Source organism: Undibacterium sp. Ji83W (genome assembly GCF_049340385.1).
Lineage (GTDB): Bacteria > Pseudomonadota > Gammaproteobacteria > Burkholderiales > Burkholderiaceae_D > Undibacterium.
On sequence record NZ_JBMPOZ010000007.1, the window covers coordinates 23,463 to 48,874 of the forward strand.

Here is a 25,412-nt window from a genome sequence, read left to right on the forward strand (position 1 = left end):
CTGCTTTACACAGTTTCAGCCTGGGCAAATTCCAGACTTAGTTTCTCCATCATCACGACAAAGACTTGCAAATCCACAGTCTTGGCACCGACCACTTTTGCCGTGTCATCCCACTGACGCAGTCTGACTGCATCTTCGGCATAGGCCTGATCTATGAATTCAGTCGCTTGCGTCACTGAAAATGGGCCACCCTGCCAGATCAGGCTGCGTTGCGATGCATGGGACAAGCCTGACCAGTATAGGGGATCTGCAGCACACAGGTAGCGCTTGGCATCGACATGCATGCGTATCGGTTCGGTCACATCCCTGTCAAACAACTCCGCCAGCAACAAGGCTGCCAACTCGCCATGCGGGAAAGTCTCATCGGTTTCATCGTCAGCCATATGCGCCAGGTCATGCAAGAGCGCAGCAATGACCAGGGCATCGCTTGCGCCTTCTTCCATGGCCAGACTGGCACATTGCAGGGCATGCTCGAGCTGGGTGATGGCTTCACCGCCATACAAACCACCGGCGCGGTTTTGCAGCCAGTCTATGACTTGCGGGAGATTGATCCCCTGAACGATTTGGTGTTTTTTCGCTTGCATATCAGACATATCAAATAAAAACTTTTCTGAGGCGGGAAGAAATCACATCTATCATGCTGACCGTCAGCACGATCATCAACAATACGGCACAGGTTTGTGCATACTGGAAGGCACGTATGACTTCCCACAAGATCACGCCTATGCCACCGGCACCGACCATGCCAACGACTGTGGCAGATCGTACATTTGATTCAAAGCGATACAGGGCGAATGACACCCACAATGGCATGACTTGCGGCAAGACGCCATAGACTATCTCTTCCAAAGCATGGGCTCCGGTGGCACGTATGCCTTCTACTGGTTGCGGGTCTATCGCTTCTACCGCTTCAGAAAACAGCTTGGACAAGATACCCGTGGTATGCACAAACAAGGCCAGCACACCGGCAAAAGGCCCAAGACCAACCGCTACCACAAACAGCATGGCAAACACCATTTCATTGATGGCGCGCGCAGCATCCATCAGGCGACGTACAGGCTGGCTGACCCAGGCTGGTGCAATATTCGACGAACTCAACAAACCCAGAGGGATGGAACAGACTACGGCCAGGGCAGTTCCCCAGGCGGCAATCTGTAAAGTCACCAACAGCTCTTGCAAATAGATGCGCCATTCATGAAAGTCTGGCGGAAAAAAGCTGGCAGCATAGGTCAGCATATTGCCGCTGTCGCGCAGTAATTCCAGAGGGCGCATGTCAGCGCCCTGCCAGGACATGGCAAGTATGGCCAGGACTATGCCCCAGACCAATAATTTGCCGGTATCACGCTTGGGTGCTTCCGGTAAATTCATGACGACTTGCGGGCGGGCTGTTGGTGTGCTGTTCATGCTATCAAGACTTGGCGATGTCGTTCAGTTTGCGGTTGATGTCGTCGAGCTTGGCTTTCTTTTCATCTGCATTCAGGGCGACGTCTGCTTCTATCTTGACTTTTTCCTTGAACAATTCAAGCTGGCGTACAGGTTTCAATTGGGCATTGCTGGAATCCTGGAAGCCACCCAAAGTCAGCTTGGCCAGTTGTGCTTTTTCACGCGCTGCATCAGGGCCAGTCTTGCCATAGTTGACGAAGAAATCTTTGATCCTGGTTTTCATATCGGCTGGCAAGTCCTTGCGCCATACCAGGGGATCCGCAGCGATCAAAGGTGATTTCCAAACCTGGCGCAATTGGCTGGCTGTTTCTGGCTGGCGTGCCTTGATACGATCCAGCGTATCAGAACTGTGCACAGCGGCATCTACCTGTTTGTTGGCAACCGCCAGAATATTGGTTTCATGATTGGCACCACGCACAGTCTTGAAAGCTGTCTTGGGATTCACATTATTTTGTGCGAAGACATAATAGCTGGGCACCAGGAAGCCGGAAGTGGAGTTGGGGTCACCTATGCCGAAATTCATATTCTTGGCATTTTTCAAGACATCTTCCATGGTTTGATAGGAGCTGTCCTTGTGCACGCTGATCATACTGTAATAACCCAGAGTACCATCAGCATTTACCATCTGCGCAAACACTTCAGAGTTGGCACGATCGACGGCCTCAATAGCCGACTTATTACCCAGCCAGGCGAACTGCACTTTATTGAAACGCATGCCTTCGATGACGCCAGCATAGTCAGAGGCAAAAAAGGCCGTGACCTTGATGCCGAGCTTCTTGCTCATGTCATCCAGCACTGGCTGCCAGTCCTGTTTCAGGTTTTGTGAAGATTCGGTAGAGATGAGGCCAAAGTTCAAAGTCTTGACTGCATCTTCTGCCATGACAGCATTAGCAGTTGCGGCCATCACCAGGCCCAGGGTCAGACTGCGCACGAATTGACGAAACATGGAAATACTCCTGAAGAGAAAAAAACTCAGGCGGCAGCCGCGAGAGTGGGTAAAGAGAGTGAGTCGACGAGAGGTGTAGCAGTTGCCGTGTTGACTGATACAGGATTGAGCAATTCTTCTGCCTCTGCACCATACAGGTCGCGCAACATGGCTACTGTCAGTTCGCTGGAAGGGCCGTCATACACGACACGACCACGCGAGAGCGCAACAGTGCGCGGGCAAAAACGAAAAGCCACATCGACCTGGTGCAAAGAGACAACAACGGTAGTACCGTCCTGACGATTCAGGTCAGCAAGAGTCTGCATGACACGACGGGCAGACTCAGGGTCCAGCGAGGCGATCGGTTCATCTGCAAGGATTACCTTGGCTTGTTGCACGATGGTGCGGGCAATCGCTGCACGCTGTTGCTGGCCGCCAGACAAGGCTGAAGCACGTTTATAAGCATGTTCAGCAATACCCACACGCGCCAGCGCAGCCAGGCCCAGGGCTTTTTCTTCTTTGGTAAAAATGCGGAAACAGCTACGCCACAGCGGGATGCGGGCGATGCCACCAGTGAGAACATTGGTCAGCACAGGTAAACGCCCGACCAGATTGAATTGCTGGAAAACAAAACCGATTTGCGAGCGCAGATGACGTATCTGCTTGCCAACCACACCATTCGCCTGCAAAACCTGCTCGCCGAGGCGAATATCATTCTTGTCGGCATTGGCCGTGATCAGGCCAGAGATATGGCGCAATAAAGTTGATTTGCCAGAACCGGATGCACCGATGAGCGCGACCATCTCACCAGGCTTGAAAGTCAGCGCAATATTATCCAGCGCCTGATAGCCGCCTTTAAAGGTTTTGGAAATCCCATTGATTTCTATCTTCATCGCATTTACCCCGCCTGGACAATTGAGCTAATCCACGGGAGTATTGGACAAGAATATGTCAGGCGTATGAAGGTTTGATTACAGCACGATGAAACGACGACAGGGTCTACGAAAAAATGCACCAGCTGCGTTGCGGCTCCAGTAGTTAGTAAAATTCGGTACTAAAGTACTGTCTTCGTCGCCGCGGTGTAGTTGGGGTTTCAGACAACATGCTGTCTGCCAACGCAACGAACCTCCCTAGCAAGGGAGGTTTCCTGAAGCATTAGCCTTGCTGGGACAATTTTTCGTAAGCCCCTAAAAAAAACAGCGGATTTGCCGTCAGACAAATCCGCTGTTTTCATCTATTGTAGCCGGGCAAGATATTACTGATCAGGCTAGACTTTGCGGCCATCCAGGCTCCAGCCACCACTGCCATGTATCAGGACATACAGCAGCCCCCCTGCCATCGAGATATTCTTCATGAAATGTATCATCTGGTTTTGCGCCACATCTGCTGGTACGCCCCAGAAATTATGGAAGATGAAAGCCGCTGCCAGCGTGAACAAGATCATTGCCGCCGCTGCCCAGCGGGCACGCCAGCCAACGATGACCATGAGGCCACCACCCAACTCCACCACGATGGCGGCAATTGCACCTAAGGCGGGCAAGGGCAAGCCCTTGCTGGCGATATAACCTACGGTTTGTTCAAAGCCGGATATCTTGCTGGCACCGGATGCCACGAAGATCAGGGCGATCAGGACGCGGGCAATGAAGGAACCGAAGACGGGTCCTATGGTTTCTGTTTGTTTCATTTTGTTTTCCTTACATGTAGATTTTGATTATCGGTAGTGAGAGCCTGGCTTCGTAGGTTGGGCTACGGTTTACCAGCCCAACACTGGGCGTTTAATAAACGTATACGTTACTTCGAGGCCGAGTGTTGGGCTGATGAAACGTAGCCCAACCTACGATCTGCAAATTCCGCCAGCTTCAAGGGGTGCTATTTACGGTAATCTCCATCAAATATCACTCACCAACTTACCCTCACGAAAATCACTAATCGCTTTAAAAATTTCCGCCTGACTATTCATCACAAACGGCCCATACTGAACAATCGTTTCACCCAGGGGCTGACCGGCAATCAACAACAAGCGGCTATCGACCTTCGCATCAATCACCACCCCATCCGCATCCGGCGATTTTTTCAATATCGCCATGCGTTGCACTGGCACCTCACGCTCGCCTATCTGCACTTCGCCTTCATAGACATACACAAAGGCATTGAAACTGGCAGGCAGGCTGTGGGTAAAGCTGCTACCGGCGGGCATGTGTATATCCAGATACAGCGGCTGGGTCACTTCACGCTGCACGGCACCTGCCACACCATGGCTGCCACCAGCGATGATGCGTACCTTGACACCGGCTGCGGTCAGCACTTCAGGGATGGTGTCGCTCTGGATATCCCGGTACCAGGGAGCGATCATCTTGTCTTTCGCTGGCAGGTTCAGCCATAACTGGAAGCCTGCCATGCGGCCTTCTTCCTGTTCCGGCATTTCCGAGTGAATCACGCCACGACCTGCGGTCATCCATTGCACACCGCCGTTTTGCAGCAAGCCTTCATTACCGGCGCTGTCGCGGTGACGCATGCGCCCGGCCAGCATATAAGTAACCGTTTCAAAACCACGGTGCGGATGGCTGGGAAAACCGGCGATGTAGTCACCTGCCTCATCACTGCCGAACGCATCCAGCATGAGGAAGGGGTCCAGCCGGTATTGCAGTGGCTGCGTCAATACCCGTGTCAGCTTGACACCGGCACCATCTGAAGTAGGCTGTCCGGCGACCAGTTGCTCCACCACGCGTGAATTTGTTACGTTTTCCGCTTGTTGAACTGCTGTATTGCTTGCAACTACATCTGTCGTTTCCATGATCCATCGTCCTCGTAATTAGCCCGTCAATGTTTTTGATTAAGCAGGCAGTAAATCATTAATTTGCTGGTGTGCTGAAGCCAGAGATGCTTTTTCTGCATCCGGGCCCATGGCCAGACCTTCTGCATAGACAAACTCTACATCGGTCATGCCCAGGAAGCCAAAGAAGGTTTTCAGGTAAGGCATTTGTGTGTCGTTTGGCGTATTGCGATACAGGCCACCACGTGTCAGTACCACATACACTTTCTTGCCAGTCAACAGACCTTCAGGGCCATTGGCGGTATAACGGAAAGTCACCTGAGCGCGGGAAATCGCATCTATCCAGTTTTTCAATTGGGCCGAAATACCAAAGTTATACATCGGTGCACCCAGCACGACTACATCTGCGGACTGAATTTCTGCAATCAATGCATCATCCAGGGCAACGCGGGCTTGCTGTTCTGCAGTGCGCTGGTCGGCTGGTGTGAACAGGGCTTGCAGTGCTGTTTCATCAAGTATGGGGTGAGGATTACTACCCAGGTCACGTACATTCACAGTGGCGCCAGAGGAGCTTTCCAATAAAGCCTCAACCAGGCTGTTTGCCAGTTGAGTGGAATGAGAGGCTTGGGCACGGGCGCTGGAGTTGATTTGCAGGATGTTCATTTTGTGTTCCTTTCAGATAAAGAGTTGATGGACGTACTTTAATCGTTCCAAAAATATTCCGGAAGGCGTTAAAATGGATATCATTGTTCCAAAAATAGGAAAATAGGAAAATAGGAAAATAGGAAAATAGGGTGGAGAATAGACCATGACACTGGAAGCCAATGACCTTTTGCTATTTGCCCGCGTGGTTGAAGAAGGTAGCTTCAGCAAGGCGGCAGAGAGGCTGGGCGTACCCAAGTCGACCTTGTCACGCCGTATATCTGCCCTTGAAGCTCAACTCGGTGAACGCCTGATCTTGCGCACTACCCGCAAGCTGACGGTGACTGACCTTGGGCAAAATGTTTTGCTACACGCACAACATGTGCAGGAAGAAGTAGATGCCACGCTAGCGCTGACCCAGCACAGGCAGGCGGAGCCGAATGGCAGGCTGAAGGTATCGATGCCTGGTGATTTTGCCAATCATCAAATGGGGGAGTTGTTGTCGGACTTCATCAGCAAATACCCTTCCGTGAACCTGGAGCTGGATTTGTCACCACGCAGGGTGGATTTGATAGGAGAGAATTTTGATGTCGCCATCCGTGTCGGCGACTTGCCGGATGATGCTTCACTCGCTGCGCGGGGATTGGTGCGCTTCAGTATAGGCCTGTATGCCTCGCCCGCTTATTTGAAATTGCATGGCGCACCCGCCGAACCAGAGGCCTTGATGGAGCATGATTGCCTGCGCCTGACTGCCCGCAATGGCGAACCCTCAATCTGGCGTATGGAAAAAGATGGCGCGGTCTGGGAAGGCATACCACCAGGTCGGGCCAGTGCCAACTCGCCGGAATTGCTGACGCGCCTGGCAGTGCGTGGCAAAGGCATCACCATGCTGGCGGACCACTTTGCCGGTCAGCATGTACACAAGGGTGAACTTGTGCCCTTGCTAGAAGACTGGAAACTGCCTGAAGTCACTGTCTGGGCGGTATTTCCTGGCCGTCGCCTGATGCCTGCACGCACACGGGTTTTCCTGGATGCCTTGCAGGCTGAATTCTCAGGCCCGCGCTGTCAGAAGGTGCAGGAAGAAGTGAATGCCTGCAAGACAGAACGCAAAAGCATCAAGTCTTTTTGAATAGGACTTGCGCAAAACCGCCCCAGCTACGTTGTCAGCTCCTAGCCGTACTAAAGTACTGTCTTCGTCGCTACGGAGCAGTCGGGGTTTCAGGCAGCATGCTGCCTGCCGACGTAACGAATCTCCCTTGCAAGGGAGATTTCCCAAGCAAGGCCTTGCTGGGACAATTTTGCGCAAGTCCTATTGAGTATCTTTTTTCATGGCGCTTGCTTCAAGTTTCTGTGCTGACCTTGTCCCAGTCATTTTCTTCTTCATACTGACAGAGCCAGTTGGCAGCCTGATGCCATTCACGCACTGCATCTGCATTCAAATTACCCGGTGCATCGCGCCCGGTAATATGCGCATGACGAACCGCCCAGTGCAGGCGGTACAATAAATCCGACCAATCCAGCACCTGTCCCTTGCGACGCGGCTTCAAGGCTGCCTGTAAACGCGCGGGCGCTTCCATCGCATGTGGGAAGAATTTAAGGATTTTCTTGAGGTTAGCTGCTTGCGTAGGAACCGCCAGCTTGTCTGTCAAACCCGCTGCCCAGGCCAGGAAATACAGGGACTCCTGTCTCTGTACAAATTGTGTACGCAATTCTTCAGTGATGTCATCTGCAAACAAAAATGCCTGCTCCTGTGTCGACAAACAAGGCTTCAGACCATGCGTTTCCAGATAAGAGCGATAGTGTGCAACGTCGCCACCAGCCGCTACCGCAGTCACCGCCCACAAGGCCAGCATGCGCTGCATCAGCTCTTCAGGCGTGCGCAGTTCCACTTCTTCATCAGACTCAATTACATGCAATTGCACATTGATGCGGATACCACGTTTATGCAATTCCAGTTCGGAAGCTTCTTTGCGTTGCTCTGGGCTCATTATTTCTTCAATATTGTTAATCAATTCACTCGCTGATAACGAGCAGACGGATTATCCCAGATTTTGCTCTGTTAAGGAGTTACAGAACGGCGCAACTCCGTGCCTCTACAGGCATTAGAATGTCTGATTGTTACCTGTTATTGCAAAGCTTATATGCCTGAAACCAAACCATTCCCCGTATTACAGACCGCAAACTATCAACTGCGCCGCATCGTCGCCACTGATATGCCCGCGATTTTTCGTGGTTTATCCGACCCGCGTGTCACAGAATATTATGGCATCAGCTATGACACCCTGGCGTCAAGCCAGGAACAGATGGACTGGTATGAACAGGTCTGGCTGGACGGCTCAGGCCTGTGGTGGGGCATTTGCAGCAAAGAGTCACCAGACCAGTTGATAGGCACTTGCGGTCTGCATGAATGGGAACAGGAGCACCATTGCGCCGAAACCGGCTTCTGGCTCTCACCAGACCATTGGGGCAAGGCAGTCATACCAGAATGTCTGCAAGCCATCATCACCCATTGCTTTGAACACCTCGGCCTGCACCGCTTGCAAGCCATGGTCGAGCCAGAGAATATTGCAAGCTGGCGTTTGATAGAAAAACTCGGCTTCCGACTGGAAGGTGTATTGCGTGAATGCGAATACAAACATGGGCGCTATGTTGATCTTAAATGCTATTCCTTGCTGGACAGGGAGTTTGGTTTTAAACAGGATAGCCACTGATTTGCAAGGACGGCAGGCCAGGCTTTGTATGGGGAGTACGCAGATGGCCTGCCGGTTGCAAAAACAAATCACATAAACTGTTAGCTTGCTATCGGTGTTGAGTTTGGCTTTGGGGTTGCTTTTGACTTTCCGCAGTTCCCATGTGTAGACGCCGTTTGTGCAGTACAGAAAATGGATTAAGAAGGACCGCTGTTTGAGCCGCAGGCGAGTTTCGGGCCTTCCCATTTTTTGTACTGCACAAACGGGAACCCCCTTTAGGGGGCGGCTACGCCTGGGTCGCCTTTCTTTGAGTACTTTCTTTGGCGACGCAAAGAAAGTATTTCGGCCGCCGGGCCGAGACCCGGCTTGTATCCACGTAGCGCAATCGTTTTAATCAAAGTACGGCAATGCAACAAACGCCACTGGGCTCCAGCCTGCGCTGGAGCGACGTAAATAAAAGCACGGCAATTTCACGGATACCTCAATCAGCCTTTGTTGCTCCCCTCAATTTCCCCACTATCCCCGCCGGGAAAAAATAAATCGACACCACAAACAATACCCCCAACCACAACATCCACCGATCCGGATGCAAGGCACTCGCCAGCACTGGCACATCAGCCAAAGACGACGATGCCGCGCCCATCAAACTCTTCAAATAATTCTGCGCCAGTATGAACAGCGTGGCCCCCACCACTGCACCATACATGGTCCCCATGCCACCTATCACTACAATCAACAAAATATCTGTCATGACTTCAAAACTCAGCATGGTCTTGGGCCCGACATAGCGTAACCACAAGGCCATCAAGGCACCCGCCATTGCCGCAACCAGAGCCGCTACGCAATTCGCCAGGATGCGGTAATACACGGTGCGGTAACCCAGTGCCTCGGCACGGAAATCATTTTCACGTATGGCCTGCAAGACCCGGCCAAAAGGGGAATTGACGACGCGCAGCAAAAACAGGAATAACAGAACACTACCTATAAACACGATGTAATAGGTAATCACCTTGCCATCGACAACACGGCCAAATATCTCCGCTTCAAACAGGCGATAAGCAGGCGACAAGATCGCAGGCACGCTGAAAGTCTTGCCGTCTTCGCCACCCGTAAACTCTGACAATTGCGATGCCAGCACAGCAAAGGATGAGGCTACAGCCAGCGTGATCATGGCGTAGAAAATTGCCCGCACACGCAAGGCAAACAGGCCAACGATCAGGGCTAGCACCAGTGTCACCAATAATGCAGCCAGCAAGCCCACAGCAGCCAGTCCCCATGATGGCGTGCCACTGGCCAGCGCCAGGCCTATGCCGTATGCACCTATACCAAAAAACATGGTGTGAGCGAATGAGACTATGCCGGTATAACCCAGCAACAGGTCATACGAAGCAACCAGCACGATGTAGACACAGATGGTGGCGGCAGTATTCAAAGGCCGTGCGCCGCTGGTGATGAAGGGGGCAAAAGCCAGCCCAAAAAATATCGCCACCAGGATAAGCCCCAGCCAGCGGTTACGCGGAAAATCATCCGACAGAATTTGTTTCATTGCATTCATGTCTTAACGCCTTACCACGGTGTACAAGCCAGTCGGACGCCACAGCAGCACGGCGATCATCAGCAGGATATTTGATACCAGCGCCAGCTTGGGCACCAGGAAGCCAGCGTAATTGGCAACCAGCGCCATCAGCAGGGCACCGATAAAACAGCCGCCTACCGAACCCAGGCCACCAATGATGATGACGATAAACACCATGACCATGATGTCGCCGCCCATGGCTGCAGTCAGGCTTTCCTTGTACAAGCCCCACATGACGCCACCAAGGCCAGCCAGTGCCGAACCGGCAGCAAACACCAGCACGAACAGGCGGCGTATGCGGTAACCGAGTGCTTCCACCATTTCACCATTTTCTACACCAGCACGTATCAGCAAACCCAGTTTGCTGCGGTTCAGCACCAGGAACATCGCAATGAAGACCAGCAAGCCAACCACGACGGCGATCAGACGGTATTTTTCTATGGCAGCATCACCAAGCAGGATGGAGCCGCGCAAGCTGGTCGGCAGCGGCAAAGGAATTTGCTCCGCCCCCCAGATGACATTGATCATCTGTTCTGCGACTATCATGCCGCCCATGGTGATGAGGATTTGTTTCAGATGCTGGCCATACACGGGCATGATGATGACGCGCTCGAACGCCCAGCCCAGCAAGCCAGTTGCCAGCATCGCCAGCAAGATAGCCAGGCCCAGTGCGGTCAGATTCATGAGCAATGAATCCGCCTCCATCCAGCCGTGCATGGGTAATAACACTAGCGTGGCAACAAAGGCACCGACGGACACAAAAGCACCGTGGCCAAAATTCAATACATCCATCAAGCCAAAGATCAGGGTCAGGCCGCTGGCCATGATAAAGATCATCATGCCCATGGCCAGGCCTGCGACCGTCAGGGTGATCCAGGTTGGAAAGCTGCCCACCAGCGGCAGCATCAGCAAGGCCAGGGCTGGCACCAGGACCAGTGGCCAGATATCGCGTGGCGCTGTCGGCAGGCTGGCGATTTCTGGCTTGGCAGTATTATCCAGAACAGTATCTGTCATTATTCTTCCTCTTGCTTTATTGATGCGCTGCCAGTGACAAGCCCAGCAAATGCTGTTGCAAGTCGTTGTCGTCAGCCAAGGCCTGCATGCCGCCAGTATGGACGACACGGCCATCATCCATGACGGCTACCGTATCCCCCAGCTTGCGCACGAAATTAAAATTCTGCTCCACCAGCAAGATGGTGGTGTCGCTGGCTTTCAATTCATTGAAGGCAGCCATGAGGCTGAGGATAATGGCAGGTGCCAGGCCCTTGGTCGGTTCATCCACCAAAATCAGCTTGCGTGGTTCAACGATGGCGCGGGCGATGGCAACCATTTGTTTTTGTCCGCCAGACAGATTACCTGCCGGGTAATTCCAGAATTTTTTCAAGGCCGGGAAAAAACCGCATATCCATTCAACACGATTATTATCGAGCGGGCCATTGCGTGCAGCAAGCAACAGGTTTTCCTTGACTGTCAGGTCAGAAAATATCGCCATGCTTTCTGGCACATAGGCGATACCTAACTGGGCAATGTCTGGCGTTGCCATGGCAGTGATATCGCGGCCATCGAAATGTATCTTGCCCTGACTGGCTTTCCACAGGCCCATGATAGTACGCAGAGTAGTAGTCTTGCCTGCGCCATTACGGCCCAGTAAAACCGAGAGGCCACCGCGTGGTACCTGCATATCCACACCTTGCAGGATATGGTATTCACCGATATGGGTATGCACACCGGTCAGTGTCAGTATGGTTTCAGGCATGTTGCTCTTTCCTGGTTTCCGGGGCAACGCCCAGATAGGCCTCTTGCACAATGGCAGATGCCATGACGCTGACTGGTTCACCGTCTGCTACCAGCGCACCGTTATGCAGGACGATGATACGGTCAGCCAGTGAGCGTACGACATCCATCTTGTGCTCAACCAGCAAGATGGTTTTCTTGCGCTCAGCCTTGACCTGGTGTATCAGGTCCAGCACCACCGGCACTTCATCGACACTCATGCCTGCCGTGGGTTCATCGAACATCATGATTTCTGGTTCCAGTGCCAGCAAGATCGCTACTTCAAGCTTGCGTTTGTCGCCGTGCGACAGGGCAGAGACCTTGTCCGACTTGCGGTCTGCCAGTGCAACCTTGTGCAGGTAATGCTCTGCCCGCTTCAACAGACTGGCATGCGCAGACCATAGAGAAAAAATGCTCAAACCCAGACCTGCCCTGCTTTGCACTGCCAGACGCACATTTTCCATGACGGACAAATTAGGGAAAAGATTGGTCAGTTGAAAAGCCCGGCCTATGCCTCTGCGCGTGCGTTCAGCCGCGCCTTTGGCTGTTATATCTACGCCGAACAAATGTACGCTACCCGCACTGGCAGACAACTGGCCAGACATCAGGTTGAAGTAAGTGGTTTTACCAGCGCCATTAGGACCGACGATGACCGTCAGGGTACCGGGATAAAAGTCTGCAGTCACCTGGTTGACGGCTACATGGCCGCCAAACCTGATACTCAGTTCACGCGTGGATAGTGAAGGTGCGCCACTCATTTGCTCGCCTGCTATCATCAGCGCTTGTTCTTGACCGGGACTGGCAATTCGCTGGCAGGTATTTCCCTGACCAGCTCCAGCAAATCCCATTCATTCTTTTGGTCTTTCTTGATCTTGAAATGGTACATGGATTGCATGGCCTGGTGATCTTCCTTGCGGAAATTCATCTTGCCTTTGGGTGTGTCAAACTCCATGCCTTCCATCGCTGTGATGAGCTTTTCAGTATCAGTGGATTTGGCCTTGCTGATGGCTGTGTACACGGCACTGGCAGCGGCAAAACCACCGGCAGTAAAGAAGTCAGGCGGTGCCTTGTAGCGTTTATTATGTTCAGCCACAAACCAGTCATTTATCTTGTTTTTTGGAAAATCGTAGTAATAATAAATTGCGCCCTGGGTACCTGCATAGGTTTTCCAGTTTTTCATGATAGGCAGGATATTGCCACCGGGTGCCAGGGTAATGCCAAAGCGTTCCGGCTTCATGTCAGCCAGCTTGTTCATGGGGCTGGCGCCAGCCCAGATGATTTGCAATACACGAGGTTCCGGCTTATCTTTGAGCACATCAAAAATACGCTGTGCTGCTGCGGTAAAGTCCGTGGTATTTTGCGCTGCATATTCTTCATGAACGACCTTGGCTTTGGCACCAACTATGCCCAATGCATCTTTGGCTGCCTTCACACCCTCACGGCCAAAAGCATAATCCTGCGCCAGGAAGGCGATACTGCCACCAGCCTTGATGGTGCTGGCCCCAGCCAGGCCATCCTGGGTGGAATTGCGACTGGTGCGGAAGATATAGCGGTTCCATTTTTCGCCGGTAATCGCGTCCGCCACTGCGGGTTCGACGATGAGTACTTTTTTGTATTCTTCTGCAACGGGCAACATGGCAATCGCCGAGCCGGAAGAAGTGGTACCAACGGCTATGTCAGCCTTGTCATCGCCAAAAGCTTCTGCCAGCATGGTGCGGCCTATGTCTGGTTTTCCCTGATCGTCCTTGACGATGACCTTGATCTTGCGGCCATTGATTTCCATCTTGCCGCCGGTCAGGTATTCCAGGCCCATCATGAAGCCGGTTTCGGTTTCCTTGGCGTAGGCTTCCAGTGCGCCGGTCTTGCCTGCGATCAGGGCAATTTTCAAATCCTGCGCCAGGCTGCTGGCTGAGGCGAATACGCTGCTCAGTGCCAGACTCAGACAGACGAGTTTAAAGCTGTTTTTTTGTTGCATTTTGTCTCCTGCTAATTTTACGTTGTGGAACTGCATGCATTTTGTCGGCGGCATTTCCCATGCTCTTTTTTTGACTGTGCGCATAAGCATACTGCAAATCGCCTAATCCACTGTGGCTAAAAATTCCCTGATGGCTTTTTGCGCCTGCGCTTCCATCAGCATCGGCGCATGGCCCACGCCATTGACTTCAGCATATTGCATGTCGGGTGCCAGGTCTTGCATATAGGCGAGTTGTTCAGGTTCGACCAGATCTGACAGGTCACCGCGTATCAACAGCACAGGTCGGTTCCTGGCAAGACGGCGGAAAGCAAAATTGGCGACCCAGGATTTGCTTTTCAACTGCCCGGTTTGCAGGGGTCTGGCAATATTCGGGTCATATTGCAGCGCCAGCTTGCCTTCGATATTGGCAGCAAAAGCCCGCCTGGCCCACTTGCCCCATTCTTCCACACTGTTGTCCGGAAAAGCCGACAGGTTGACCTGGCGTATGTAGTGCGTGGCCTCTTCCCAGTCATTCACTTCCACTGTCTTGCCAGCAAAACCGGCGATCCTGCCCAGCCCCTTGGGAGACAAGGCCGGACCTACATCATTGAGGATGGCAGCCGCGATCAAATTCAATTTTCGTGCGGCCACCGTCATGGTGATGAGCCCCCCCATGGAAGTACCTATGAACACTGCCCGGCCTATACCCAGGTCACGCGCGAGTTTTATGACATCATTGGCATACACGACTGAATTGTAATGGTCAGGGTCGGCATCATGCTGGGAACGCCCGCGCCCCCTGACATCCACCGCAATCACACGCCTGCCCTGCTCTGCTATCCACGGTGCCAGCTCTTCAAAATCGCCAGAGTTACGGGTCAGGCCGTGGATGCAGATGACTGCACATTTGGCCTGCCCACCATGCGATGGATAATCCCGCGCATACAATTGCAGGCCATCGCTACTGGTAAAGCTGATGTCAGTGAAAGTAGTCACGCAATTTCCTCTCGCTGTCACAGACTAGAAGCGGTATTCAACCGTGGCCGAGACTGTCCTTGGATTGCCATAAAAGGCAGTGGTTGTACCTTCCAGACCCAGCGTAGGGAACAGATAACCGGCAACCTTGTAGCGGGTATTGCTGAGATTCTTGCCATGCAAACCGGCACGCAGACGCTTGTCTGTGCTGGTCCAGACCAGGCTGGCGTCCCACAACGAATAAGCATCCTGATCCAGCAGAGCATTTGGTGTTTCAAACTGGTTGGTGGCAGCGCGATAGGAATAGCTGGAGATCAGCGACAGCGTACCGTTCTTGCCTATCATGTTCAGCGGCCAGTCGTAGCTTGCTGTCAGGTTGGCTGATTGCTTGGGTGTATTCTGGAATACTTTCTGGCTGGCGACATCGACACCGGCAACAATAAATTGCGTGTACTTGGCATCGATATAGCTGAACATGCCTGACAGGCGGAAGGCGTCGGTAATACGCGCAGTCGCTTCCAGCTCAAAGCCCTTGATGCGGGCCTTGCCTGCATTGGTCGTCACGCCGGCGAAATTATCGTCCTTGCCATCACCATCGGTATCCACTGCGACTGAGCCGGGTATCTGCACGTTCTTGTAATTACTGAAAAACAGTGCGGCATTGGTCATGATGCGGCCCTTGTCGAACTGTGACTTCAAACCCAGTTCCACAGTTTCGATTTCTTCTGGCTCGTAACCCATTTTTGCCTTGGCCAGACTGATCTTGGTACCGACCACATTCATGCGCGGATCAAAACCACCACCCTTGAAGCCTTGCGACCAGGATGCATAGACATTGTTATCGGCATTGGCTTTCCAGTTCAATGACAGGCGCGGGGTAAACTTGGTATCAGTACGGTCAAGATCGCTCTTGCTCAGATTGGTGTCAGTGCGGAACAGTATTGCACTTGGATTACCCATTTCTGGTGAACTCTTGGTACCCAGATACAACTGACGCAAGACTGCGGCCTGGCGCGTGTCCGAGGTATAACGGCCACCAGCAGAGACGCTGATAGTGTCCGACAAACTCATGCTGCCGTCAGCAAACACGGCCCAGGCCTTGGTATCAACGTCGCCCATGGTGTACACCGACAGGGGCAAGGCACCATTCAGGAGGGTATCGAATTTATTATAGGCATTGGCGTCTATGTAATACACACCGGCCACACCCTGTATGGTCTTGCCGCTATAACTAAGTTGCAATTCCTGGCTGAACTGGCGGTTTTTATAAACTGCCGGTGCTTCCAGATCGACTGTCGGCAGAGAATCAAAATCGATAGGCGCATAAGATGTATCACGGCGGCTGGCGGTGATGGATTTCAAGGTCAGTTCATTATTGATCTGCCATTCAATCAGGGCAGAACCACCGCTTTGTTTTACTTGCTGCAAATGGCCCAGTGCCGTCGTCAGATTGGCGCGAGTATCAAATACATTGTCGAGTATCGGTGCTTTGCTGGCATTGCTGACTGTCAGGCGATGGCCGTTCTTGGGGCTGGAATCATCCTGGCTGGTATCGGCAGAAACGCGGATGAACAGGTTAGTAGTTGGTGTGAATTCTGCACTCAGACGGGCAGCGGCCACGTCCTTGTCGTAATTCTCGGCACCGGTCAGCAGGTTTTTACCAAAGCCATTGCGCTTGAATTTTGCCAGCGATGCACCAACCCTGAGGCTGTCTGATAGCGGGGTGCTGGCGGTCAATACAGCGTCGGTCTGGCCATATGTGCCTACCGTGGCTTTCAGGCGTACATCAGTTTCCGGGCGCAGTTTGCGTGTCACATATTTAACCGCACCACCTATGGTATTGCGGCCATACAAAGTACCCTGAGGGCCGCGCAAGACTTCTATACGTTCTACATCATAAATATCAGCCACTGCACCTTGTGGGCGGGCAATATATACATCATCCAGATAAATGCCGACACCGGCTTCAAAACCGGCCAGCGGGTCTTGTTGACCGACACCGCGGATGAAGGCTGTCAGCGTGGAATTAGTCGCACGCGATGCTTTCATCGTCGTGTTAGGCAAACTTTGCACCAGACCGACGATGTCAGGTATTGCTGTTTTGGAGAGTTGATCAGCAGAGAAAGCAGTGACCGAGACAGGCACGTCTTGCAAGGATTCTTCACGGCGACGGGCAGTCACGACTACCGTGGTTGGCTCTGCATTGGCTGTTTCAGTCGTTGCCGGAGGCGTTGTTGTTTGCGCCTGGCTGATGCCACTACCCGCAACGGTTCCTGATGCGACCAACAATGCTGCAGCGGACCGACGTAAGAATTTCTGCTTTCTCTTGCTCTGGTTCATTTCTGTCTCCTGTATTTTTATGTGCGCCTTATACATGTTGTATGTCGCATGGCACGCAGTGTGCACGGAAAGGAAAAACCCAGAAAGCGTATGCACGCCCACCCTTTGTGCAAAAATGCACATCAGAGTGAAGGCAGTACTATTAAAACTGCCCACTTGTTGTGCAAAACCCCCAATTCTTTCATTCTTGCAAAGAAGAAATGGATTAAACTTTGCCGCTGTATGTGCTTTGCCGCACAATTAGTGCACAATTAGCGCATGAATAGCATGCCTGAATGGACTGACCTGCGTTACTTCCTGGAGCTTGCCCGTGCTGGCACGCTGTCTGGTGCGTCACGCCGTCTGGGGGTGGAACATACCACCGTGGCGCGCCGCATAGACCGGCTGGAAACACAGTTGGGTTCTACCCTGTTTGACCGCAGCCGCGAAGGCTATGAACTGACCGAGATGGGTCACGCCCTGCTACCCCATGCCGAGGCCATGGAAAGCGCCGCCCTGACAGCCACCGATCAACTGGGCGCTGCCAGTGTCTCTGCCCATGGTGTCGTGCGCCTGGGCGTGCCGGAAATGTTTGGTACCCTGGTGATTGCCCCTTTGCTGGTGCATCTGCTGAAAGACCATCCTGAACTGAGTGTGGATTTATTGGTACAACCGCGTTTTGCCAACCTGGCTACGCGTGAGGCAGACCTAGGTGTCATGCTTGACCCACCGAATACCGGGCGCTATGTGTTTACCCGCCTGGCGACTTTCCGCCTGAATTTATATGCATCACCAGATTATCTGGCGCGCCACCCGCCCATACGCAGTGAAGCCGACCTGGCCGAGCATGAATTTGTCGATTACGTACAAGACCGCCTGGCCAGCAATGAACTCAATTTCCTCGACAAACTGGGCTTTACGCCAAAAAGGCGCTTATGCTGTACAGGCATGATGGCACAGTGCGAGGCGGCAGCAGCAGGCATGGGGCTGATCATGGCACCTCCGTATGCCATCCCGGCTAGCGGTACCCTGGTGCCGGTTTTGCAAGACAGCTTTTTCACCGAGCGTTCTTACTGGCTGGCTGCCCCAAGTGACTTGTACCGCCTGCAAAGGGTGCGTGTGGTCTGGAACCTCTTGCGTGAATATTCCGAGCAACACCCTTCCCTGTTCATGCACACAGAAAGCAACAAATCCTGATATCGTGGTCTGTGTATTAATTGAAAATCGACTAAAATCAGCGCATCTCTACCCACGTCAGCCTTATAACTTATAGGGCCAGCCAAGATTGGAAAAGCAATTGCCCACTGCCGCCCTGGATACCAGCCAGTTACAAAACTGGCTAGCTGCCGTCGCCCGTAAAGACGCGCAGGCATTTAAATTACTGTATGACGCCACTTCAGCGAAACTGTTTGGCTTCGCGCTGCGTATATTAGTTAAGCGTGAGTTGGCAGAAGAGGTTTTACAAGAGAGTTTTGTCAACATCTGGAATAACGCGGGCAGTTATCAGGCAGGTCTGGCAGCACCAATGACCTGGATGACAACGATAGTACGCAATCGCGCTTTCGACCTCTTGCGTCGTGTTGATCACGATGTAGAAATCGATGCTGACAATTTTGATATGGGAATCATGCAAGCCATGGAAAGCACTGAACCGACACCAGCACAAACGCTGGAATTGACACAGGATGCCAAAGCACTGGCGTCCTGCATGTCACGTCTGGAAGGTTTGCACAGGCAGGCGATGGCGATGGCATTTTTCCATGATCTGTCACATAGTGAAGTTGCAGAACACATGAAATTGCCGATAGGGACAGTCAAGACCTGGATCAGACGCGGACTCGACAAGTTGCGCACCTGCCTTACACGTCTGGAGGCATAATGAATTTACATCAAATCAAAAGCAACCCGGCCTTGCAGGAAAAACTGGCCTCTGAATATGTGCTGGGCACCCTGCGGGGTGGCGCACGCCGCCGCTTTGAAGCCTGGCTGAAACAGGATGCAGCCTTGCGCCAGGTAGTGGGCCAATGGGAAGCGCACCTGGTACCCATGGCTGAATTTGCACCTGCCGTAACAGCACCGGCAACAATCTGGCCAGCGCTGGAAAAACGCCTGAACCTGAGCACCACCAAAGACCCATGGGCCTACTGGCGCAACTGGGGAAAACTGCGCGAAGACCTGGCCTTCTGGCGCGGCCTGGGCATGTTCTCAACCACCGCAGCCGTGGTATTGGTGTCAGTCTTGCTCAGCAAACAGGCAGATCAACCGCAAACGACGCCGCAAACCAATTATGTCGCCACTTTGTCGGATGACAAGGCACAGGCGATCGTAGTGATTACCGGCGATAGCAAACGCGGCCAGTTGCAGATACGCATGGTGACAGCGCAAAACATCGCTGCCGACAAGAGCCTGGAATTGTGGGCAGTGGGCAAGGACGGCAAGGTCAAATCCCTGGGCCTGGTGGCCGACAAAGGCATCATCACCCTGCCCATGCCTAAAGACATGACCGCAGACAGCGTACCTTTGCTGGCAGTAACGCTGGAACCTAAAGGTGGTTCGGGCAATCCTGAGAAGCCATCTGGGCCGATTATATTCAAAGGTAATTGGGTACAGATCTGATACATCCATCACCAGGGAATGACATCCCCTGGTGATGGAAAGAGCAAGCAGAGCATATTGATACTGGCTGTGACAGTTAAAACAGAAACGAAGGGCACGCAAGCCCGCAGACACTCTGTTTTTAACTGTTACAGTTCGCTCTAATTTATAACTGGTTTCATTATTATCTGCGGCTGCTGTCGTTATTCGTAGACCAATCCACCCGCCTGGCTTCACGCCACTACATCAATTCATTTTGATGTCATTGAATTTCTCACTCAGTTTTCAATATTGATTCAATATGCTTGATACTGATTAGAGTGTTGTGATTATCATCACAGCATTACATGATTTCAGATGCTAATATCCGGTCAGAATTTGGAAGCAACAGGCAATGTGTTCATTGCAGGCTTCCTCATTGCAAGTTTTTTCATTAGAAAATTTCATGACCAACATTGCCTCAGATATACAAAAAATATACATCGCTTACTTTGGCCGACCAGCAGATCCTATCGGCCTGGACTACTGGATGCAGCAGAATTTTTCGCTAACACAAATCGCCGATAGTTTTGCACAACAAGCTGAATACAAAAGAGATTTTGATGGTCATACAATAGAAACCACGCTCAAGCTTATCTATAAAAACCTGTTCGTGCACGATGCCGATGTTAATGGCCTGGCGTATTGGAGCGGGCAGATTAATAGCGGCATATTCAGCCTGGGTCAGGCTGCACTGGCCATTGCCAATGGCGCAATTGGTGTTGATGCCATCACGCTTGCCAGCAAGAATATGGCGGCAACATCATTTACCGCTGCGCTGACGACCGTTGAACAGCAAATTATTTACAATATATTAGTAAGGAGTACCTATAATTATTGCAAAGAATGGCTAAGCCTGGTCAGCAACCCCGACACGGCCAGTTTATTAACAGGATATATACCGGCAATCACAACGGCCATGGTCAATTCTGGTGGAAACGGTGGGCGTGACCTGATTGATGTCCTGGGCCTGGATCTGGCTCAGGGAACACATTTTGCCAAGGGCAATGTCAGCATTGCTGGCGGGCCAGGGGACGATGTTATTCGCATTACCGATGCACAGTATGATATGGGCACCACCATCGATGGCGGCGCTGGTGCCGATACCCTGGACCTAGGTATATTGACTAGCAGCAGAAGCCTCTACAGGGTCAGTAATATTGAAACCATCACCGTCACAGGCGGCAATGCCGACTGGTTTACAAATGAAGATGGCGCGGGCGTCACACTGAATTTCACCAAGGGCGCCACTACCTATGTCAGAGGACTCCAACTCGGCAGTGGTGGGCAAACCCTCAACCTGCTCGGCACGGGTACCGGCAATGTCAGCATCATCGGCAGCACGGCTGCGGACACCATCAAACTGTCTGCCGTTGCGGCAGGTGTGGACAGCATCGTTGCCAAAGGTTCCTTATTGGGTGATGGCACACCAGATACCGTGTTCAACTTCAAGGCCGCCGGGGCCGATGTGTTCAGGACTGGTGTCCAGGCCACCAGCCTGAACAATGTCACCATCGCTGCAGCCGATACTGCACAATTAGCCAGTCTCATCAATGAAGCCGCCGCCAGCGCTGGTATCCCCTTGAATGCTGCCAGCCAGGCTCTGTACATTACGATTAAAACAGGCACGGCCGCTGGCAACTACGCTTTTGAAAACATAGGCAATAACTTGAGTGCAGTCGATGCCGGTGATTTCATCGTAAAACTGGTAGGCAATGGCAGCATCGTTGTTACTGATTTTGTGGTTTGATCTGAATTTTAGCGAAGCCCCAAAAAAAATGTCCCGGCTGTCGGGCCGAGACATGGTTTGCATTAGCAGAGGGCAATCGCTTTAATTAAAGTACGGCATGCAACAGACGCCGCTAGGCTCCTGCCTGCGCAGGAGCGACGATAATAAGGTTACGGCAATTTTCAATTTCAAATGTAGATTGAGAAAGGCTTTATCAAGTCCTGGCTGGCAACAAAGTCCCCACCACCTCACCAAAGCCTATCCGCGCACAACCTTCTTTCTGTGCCCAGCCGCGCATGATGATGGCATCGCCATCTTCCATGAATATGCGCTGCTCGCCATTGCTCAAAGTCAGCGCCTTCTTGCCACCTTCAGTGAGTTCCAGCAAGGAACCGGCTTCTTCTGCCAATGGACCAGATTGCGTACCCGACCCCAGCAAGTCACCAGGATTAAGATTACAACCGTTGACCGTATGATGGGTGATCAGTTGCGCAATCGTCCAGTATGAATGGCGGAAATTCGACAAGGACAAACGCTCGGCAGGCGCACCTGCTGCACGCATTTTTTTTGTCTGCAGCAAGACTTCAAGCTGTACATCAAAGGCACCGCTGTCACGTAAATCCGGTGCGTCCAGATAAGCCATGGGTTGCGGGTCTTCTGCATCGCGTGTCCATGCATGGCGGTAGGGTGCCAGGGCTTCCAGCGTCACTACCCAGGGGGAAATGGTGGAGGCAAAATTCTTGGCCAGGAAAGGGCCTAGCGGCTGGTATTCCCATGCCTGCACATCACGGGCTGACCAGTCATTCAGCAGGCACAGGCCAAAGATATGCGACTCTGCCTTGTCCATATTGATGACATCACCGAGGGCATTGCCTGGGCCGACGAAGATGCCGATTTCCATCTCATAATCCATGCGTTTGGCGGGGCCAAACACCGGCGTATCAGACGTCGGCGGTTTGGTCTGACCTACCGGGCGGCGGAATTGCTGGCCTGATACACCGATAGATGAGGCGCGGCCATGGTAACCAATCGGCACCCATTTGTAATTCGGCAGTAAAGGATTATCAGGGCGGAACAATTTGCCAACAGCCGTTGCATGGTGGACAGAGGTGTAAAAGTCGGTGTAGTCACCAATCTGCGCAGGCAAGGCAAATTCTGCTGCGCTTTGCGCAAGCAGGCAGGCTTGCAACGCACCTTGCAGGCTTGCTCCTTCACGCAAGACGCGCGACAAGGCCAGGCGTAATGCGGACCAGACCGGTGCACCCAGGCCCATCAGTGCATTCAGATTACTGGCATTGACAGCATTGGTAAAATGCCCGCCCTGTAATTCGGTATAACCAGCAAAAGCATGGGCTGCATGCGCCGCCGCCAGATCGAGTATCTGGTCACCAATCGCAATACCGATGCGAAATGCCTGGTTGCTGCCCTGGCGGCGGAAAACGCCATACGGCAAGTTTTGCAAGGAGAAATCTGTGTCAGCCTGGTTCGCTGATGCTACCCAGCTGCGCAAAGCGACATCATGGGTTTCGTTGAGTTGTACCGTCATTTATTTTTGCTCCGGATTAAAATTTTTCTTGATACCTTGCCAGCACTGATAATAGTCAGCCTGCAATTGCGGCGCTTCCATGGCGGCGCGGGTAGGTTTGATGATATTACGCGTTTCTATCATGAAGGCCATCGTATCATCGACTTTATGTGGCTTGCTGGTATCTGCTGCCGATGCCTTGTCAAAGGTCGGTGCATCGGGCCCATGACCACTCATGCAATTGTGCAGGCTGGCTCCACCAGCACGGAAGCCGGTTGACTTGGCATCATACTGACCATGAATGAGGCCCATGAATTCACTGGCGATATTACGGTGGAACCAGGGCGGACGGAAAGTGTTTTCTGCTGCCAGCCAGCGCGGCGGGAAAATCACAAAGTCTATGGTGTCAACACCCGGCGTATCACTGGCAGCCTGCAAAACCAGGAAGATCGATGGATCAGGATGATCGTAGCTGATAGAGCCTATGGTATTGAAGTGACGCAAATCATATTTGTAAGGCGCGAAATTGCCATGCCATGCCACCACATCCAAGGGTGAATGGCCTATCTTTGCCGACCACAGATTACCGCTGAACTTGGCCAGCAATTCAAAATCGCCTTCTTTGTCTTCATACCAGGCAACCGGTGTCTGGAAATCACGCGGATTAGCCAGGCCGTTGGAGCCGATGACACCAAGGTCAGGCAGCTTCAAAATGGAACCAAAGTTTTCGCAAACATAGCCACGCGCTTCACCATCAGGCAGGTGCACCTGAAAGCGCACGCCACGCGGTATCACGGCGATTTCTTGCGGTTCTATATCGAGCAAACCCATTTCGGTACGGATATGCAAGCGGCCTTGCTGGGGGATGATGAGCAGCTCAGCATCGGCGTCATAAAAGAAACGTGACGTCATGTCACGGTTGGCTGTGTAGATATGGATGGCACAACCTGTCTGGGCGTCGGCAGAGCCATTGCCTGCCATCGTCATCCAGCCATCGACAAAATCAGTTGCCTCAGTCGGCATGGGCATGGGGTCCCAGCGCAACTGATTTGGCGTTGTTGGTGTCGCGCCGAAATCATTTGTCATGCGGCCATTGCTGGCTTGCTGGAAAGGCTGGTGCATGGCAGCCGGGCGTATGCGGTATACCCAGGAGCGGCGGTTTACATGGCGCGGGGCGGTAAAGGCCGTGCCGGAGATTTGCTCGGCATACAAGCCATAGGCGCATTTTTGGGGGGAATTCTGGCTCTTGGGCAAGGCATCTGGCAATGCCTCGGTGGCGAATTCATTGGCAAAACCGGTCTGGTACTGCAATTGAACTTCTCTTGCGTCATGCTTGCTCATAGCTGATCCTGCCATTCTTGATTGAACAGACTTGAACTTTAATGCAAAGCACCCGGTTTTACGATATAAATACAAAAATGTACTACATTCATGAAATCAATAATACTGAACACCGATGCTGAGCAATAATGTTGGACAATCAGCTGGACAATAAGACTGGAACACCATGCTGGAACCCAAAGACATAGACTTGAACCTGCTGGTGGTCTTCCAGGAAGTCTACCAAGACCGCCAGATATCCTCCGTCGCCCGCAAGCTAGGCTTATCACAGCCAGCGGTCAGCAACGCGCTGGCGCGGCTGCGGCGCAGTTTTGATGATGAATTATTTGTGCGAACGGCAACAGGCATGCAACCGACGGCGCTGGCAGAGCAACTGGCAGAACCTGTGGCACTGGCACTGACCCATATCACCCAGGCCCTGAATCGTCAGGAAAACTTCGACCCCGCCAGCAGCAAACGCCATTTCACCATCGCCATGACCGATGTCGGTGAAGTATATTTCATGCCCATACTGGCTGAGCACTTGCATACTCAGGCACCGCAGGTACAGTTATCCACTGTGCGCGCAAGTGATATCGATTTAAAAACGGAAATGGAATCAGGTCGTGTTGATCTGGCCATAGGCGCTTTTGACCATTTGTCAGATGCCTGGTACCAGCGCCGTCTGTTCCGGCAAAATTATGTCTGCATGTTCCGTCAAGACCACCCGCTTGCAGAAGACAAGCTGGACATGAAGGACTTTCTGGCTGCACGTCATTTGATTGTTGCATCCAGGGAAAACCCTTATGCCAAAGTCAATCAAAGCCTGGAAAAGGCAGGCATCAGTGCGGCCAGCCATTTGCGTGTACCGCATTTTGTTGCTGTTCCATACATAGTCAGTTGCAATGATTTGCTGGTGACGGTGCCACAAAAACTGGCCGAGCGTGCTGCCGCACCGTTTGGTTTGCGCTATGTCAAACCACCCTTGCGTTTGCCTGCCCTGCAAACCAATATGTTCTGGCACAGGCGCTACAATCAGGATGCAGGCAATCAGTGGATGCGTAGTCTGATATCTGATCATTTTCTTGAGTGAATGGGTAATTTCATCGTCTCAGGTAAAAATGATGCTGAAAA

General features: G+C 52.4%; 24 protein-coding genes. 7 read left to right on the plus strand and 17 right to left on the minus strand.

All coding sequences use genetic code 11. The annotated features are described in order from the left end of the window. Nucleotides 1-5 precede the first annotated feature (5 nt). From ACO0LD_RS13385 to ACO0LD_RS13415, 7 genes are all read right to left on the minus strand, one after another. Nucleotides 6-584: an HD domain-containing protein gene (locus ACO0LD_RS13385; RefSeq protein ID WP_423007520.1), complete on the minus strand. Its 579-nt coding sequence runs from the start codon at nt 582-584 to the stop codon at nt 6-8. A gap of 10 nt (nt 585-594) precedes the next feature. Further along, nucleotides 595-1,404 (minus strand): phosphonate ABC transporter, permease protein PhnE, encoded by an 810-nt coding sequence (gene phnE / locus ACO0LD_RS13390; protein ID WP_423007522.1) that lies wholly within the window; start codon nt 1,402-1,404, stop codon nt 595-597. Between the two features lie 4 nt (nt 1,405-1,408). Further along, nucleotides 1,409-2,389, minus strand: coding sequence for a phosphonate ABC transporter substrate-binding protein (gene phnD, locus ACO0LD_RS13395; RefSeq protein WP_423007524.1), 981 nt, complete (start codon nt 2,387-2,389; stop codon nt 1,409-1,411). 26 nt (nt 2,390-2,415) lie between these two features. Continuing rightward, nucleotides 2,416-3,261: a phosphonate ABC transporter ATP-binding protein gene (gene phnC, locus ACO0LD_RS13400; RefSeq protein WP_423007526.1), complete on the minus strand. Its 846-nt coding sequence runs from the start codon at nt 3,259-3,261 to the stop codon at nt 2,416-2,418. 374 nt (nt 3,262-3,635) lie between these two features. Beyond that, nucleotides 3,636-4,052 carry a DoxX family protein gene (locus ACO0LD_RS13405; RefSeq protein ID WP_423007528.1) on the minus strand — a complete coding sequence of 139 codons (417 nt, stop codon included), beginning with the start codon at nt 4,050-4,052 and terminating at the stop codon, nt 3,636-3,638. Between the two features lie 204 nt (nt 4,053-4,256). After that, entirely contained in the window at nt 4,257-5,162 is a 906-nt protein-coding gene (locus tag ACO0LD_RS13410; RefSeq protein ID WP_423007530.1) for a pirin family protein, read from the minus strand. A 39-nt stretch (nt 5,163-5,201) separates the two neighbouring features. After that, complete coding sequence (locus ACO0LD_RS13415) at nt 5,202-5,804, minus strand: FMN-dependent NADH-azoreductase (RefSeq protein WP_423007532.1); 603 nt, start codon at nt 5,802-5,804, stop codon at nt 5,202-5,204. Between the two features lie 145 nt (nt 5,805-5,949). Between ACO0LD_RS13415 and ACO0LD_RS13420 the strand changes: the two genes are divergently transcribed. After that, a complete protein-coding gene (locus tag ACO0LD_RS13420) occupies nt 5,950-6,912 on the plus strand; it encodes a LysR family transcriptional regulator (RefSeq protein WP_423007534.1) in 963 nt (320 codons plus the stop codon). Between the two features lie 211 nt (nt 6,913-7,123). On the opposite strand, the gene ACO0LD_RS13425 is transcribed toward ACO0LD_RS13420, so the two are convergent. Next, on the minus strand, nt 7,124-7,771 hold the full coding sequence (locus ACO0LD_RS13425; RefSeq protein ID WP_423007536.1) for a DUF4272 domain-containing protein: 648 nt from the start codon (nt 7,769-7,771) through the stop codon (nt 7,124-7,126). A 153-nt stretch (nt 7,772-7,924) separates the two neighbouring features. Here ACO0LD_RS13425 and ACO0LD_RS13430 point away from each other — a divergent pair, with 153 nt between their 5' ends. Beyond that, on the plus strand, nt 7,925-8,494 hold the full coding sequence (locus tag ACO0LD_RS13430) for a GNAT family N-acetyltransferase (protein ID WP_423007538.1): 570 nt from the start codon (nt 7,925-7,927) through the stop codon (nt 8,492-8,494). 460 nt (nt 8,495-8,954) lie between these two features. Here ACO0LD_RS13430 and ACO0LD_RS13435 read toward each other — a convergent pair whose 3' ends face one another. The 7 genes from ACO0LD_RS13435 to ACO0LD_RS13465 form a co-directional block, all read right to left on the minus strand. Continuing rightward, on the minus strand, nt 8,955-10,019 hold the full coding sequence (locus ACO0LD_RS13435; protein ID WP_423007964.1) for a branched-chain amino acid ABC transporter permease: 1,065 nt from the start codon (nt 10,017-10,019) through the stop codon (nt 8,955-8,957). Nucleotides 10,020-10,031: 12 nt separating this feature from the next. Further along, nucleotides 10,032-11,063, minus strand: a complete 1,032-nt coding sequence (locus ACO0LD_RS13440) for a branched-chain amino acid ABC transporter permease (protein ID WP_423007540.1) — start codon at nt 11,061-11,063, stop codon at nt 10,032-10,034. Nucleotides 11,064-11,079: 16 nt separating this feature from the next. Further along, nucleotides 11,080-11,805 carry an ABC transporter ATP-binding protein gene (locus ACO0LD_RS13445; RefSeq protein WP_423007542.1) on the minus strand — a complete coding sequence of 242 codons (726 nt, stop codon included), beginning with the start codon at nt 11,803-11,805 and terminating at the stop codon, nt 11,080-11,082. Beyond that, a complete protein-coding gene (locus tag ACO0LD_RS13450; RefSeq protein WP_423007544.1) occupies nt 11,798-12,580 on the minus strand; it encodes an ABC transporter ATP-binding protein in 783 nt (260 codons plus the stop codon). The genes ACO0LD_RS13445 and ACO0LD_RS13450 overlap by 8 nt, the downstream gene beginning before the upstream one ends. A gap of 17 nt (nt 12,581-12,597) precedes the next feature. Continuing rightward, nucleotides 12,598-13,797, minus strand: coding sequence for a substrate-binding domain-containing protein (locus tag ACO0LD_RS13455; protein WP_423007546.1), 1,200 nt, complete (start codon nt 13,795-13,797; stop codon nt 12,598-12,600). A 102-nt stretch (nt 13,798-13,899) separates the two neighbouring features. After that, nucleotides 13,900-14,772, minus strand: coding sequence for an alpha/beta fold hydrolase (locus ACO0LD_RS13460; RefSeq protein WP_423007548.1), 873 nt, complete (start codon nt 14,770-14,772; stop codon nt 13,900-13,902). A gap of 24 nt (nt 14,773-14,796) precedes the next feature. After that, nucleotides 14,797-17,091, minus strand: a complete 2,295-nt coding sequence (locus ACO0LD_RS13465) for a TonB-dependent receptor (protein ID WP_423007550.1) — start codon at nt 17,089-17,091, stop codon at nt 14,797-14,799. 258 nt (nt 17,092-17,349) lie between these two features. Between ACO0LD_RS13465 and ACO0LD_RS13470 the strand changes: the two genes are divergently transcribed. The 4 genes from ACO0LD_RS13470 (at nt 17,350) to ACO0LD_RS13485 (ending at nt 21,454) form a co-directional block, all read left to right on the plus strand. After that, nucleotides 17,350-18,267, plus strand: a complete 918-nt coding sequence (locus ACO0LD_RS13470) for a LysR family transcriptional regulator (protein WP_423007552.1) — start codon at nt 17,350-17,352, stop codon at nt 18,265-18,267. Nucleotides 18,268-18,367: 100 nt separating this feature from the next. Next, entirely contained in the window at nt 18,368-18,949 is a 582-nt protein-coding gene (locus ACO0LD_RS13475) for a sigma-70 family RNA polymerase sigma factor (protein WP_422974451.1), read from the plus strand. After that, nucleotides 18,949-19,686 carry an anti-sigma factor gene (locus tag ACO0LD_RS13480; RefSeq protein WP_423007554.1) on the plus strand — a complete coding sequence of 246 codons (738 nt, stop codon included), beginning with the start codon at nt 18,949-18,951 and terminating at the stop codon, nt 19,684-19,686. The genes ACO0LD_RS13475 and ACO0LD_RS13480 overlap by 1 nt, the downstream gene beginning before the upstream one ends. A gap of 424 nt (nt 19,687-20,110) precedes the next feature. Then, complete coding sequence (locus ACO0LD_RS13485; protein ID WP_423007556.1) at nt 20,111-21,454, plus strand: DUF4214 domain-containing protein; 1,344 nt, start codon at nt 20,111-20,113, stop codon at nt 21,452-21,454. Nucleotides 21,455-21,647: 193 nt separating this feature from the next. On the opposite strand, the gene fahA is transcribed toward ACO0LD_RS13485, so the two are convergent. Continuing rightward, the gene (gene fahA / locus ACO0LD_RS13490) at nt 21,648-22,979 is read right to left on the minus strand and encodes a fumarylacetoacetase (protein WP_423007558.1); all 1,332 of its coding nucleotides are present in this window, start codon (nt 22,977-22,979) and stop codon (nt 21,648-21,650) included. Continuing rightward, nucleotides 22,980-24,299 carry a homogentisate 1,2-dioxygenase gene (gene hmgA, locus ACO0LD_RS13495; RefSeq protein WP_423007560.1) on the minus strand — a complete coding sequence of 440 codons (1,320 nt, stop codon included), beginning with the start codon at nt 24,297-24,299 and terminating at the stop codon, nt 22,980-22,982. Between the two features lie 166 nt (nt 24,300-24,465). Between hmgA and ACO0LD_RS13500 the strand changes: the two genes are divergently transcribed. Continuing rightward, nucleotides 24,466-25,371: a LysR family transcriptional regulator gene (locus tag ACO0LD_RS13500; protein WP_423007562.1), complete on the plus strand. Its 906-nt coding sequence runs from the start codon at nt 24,466-24,468 to the stop codon at nt 25,369-25,371. Nucleotides 25,372-25,412 lie beyond the last annotated feature (41 nt).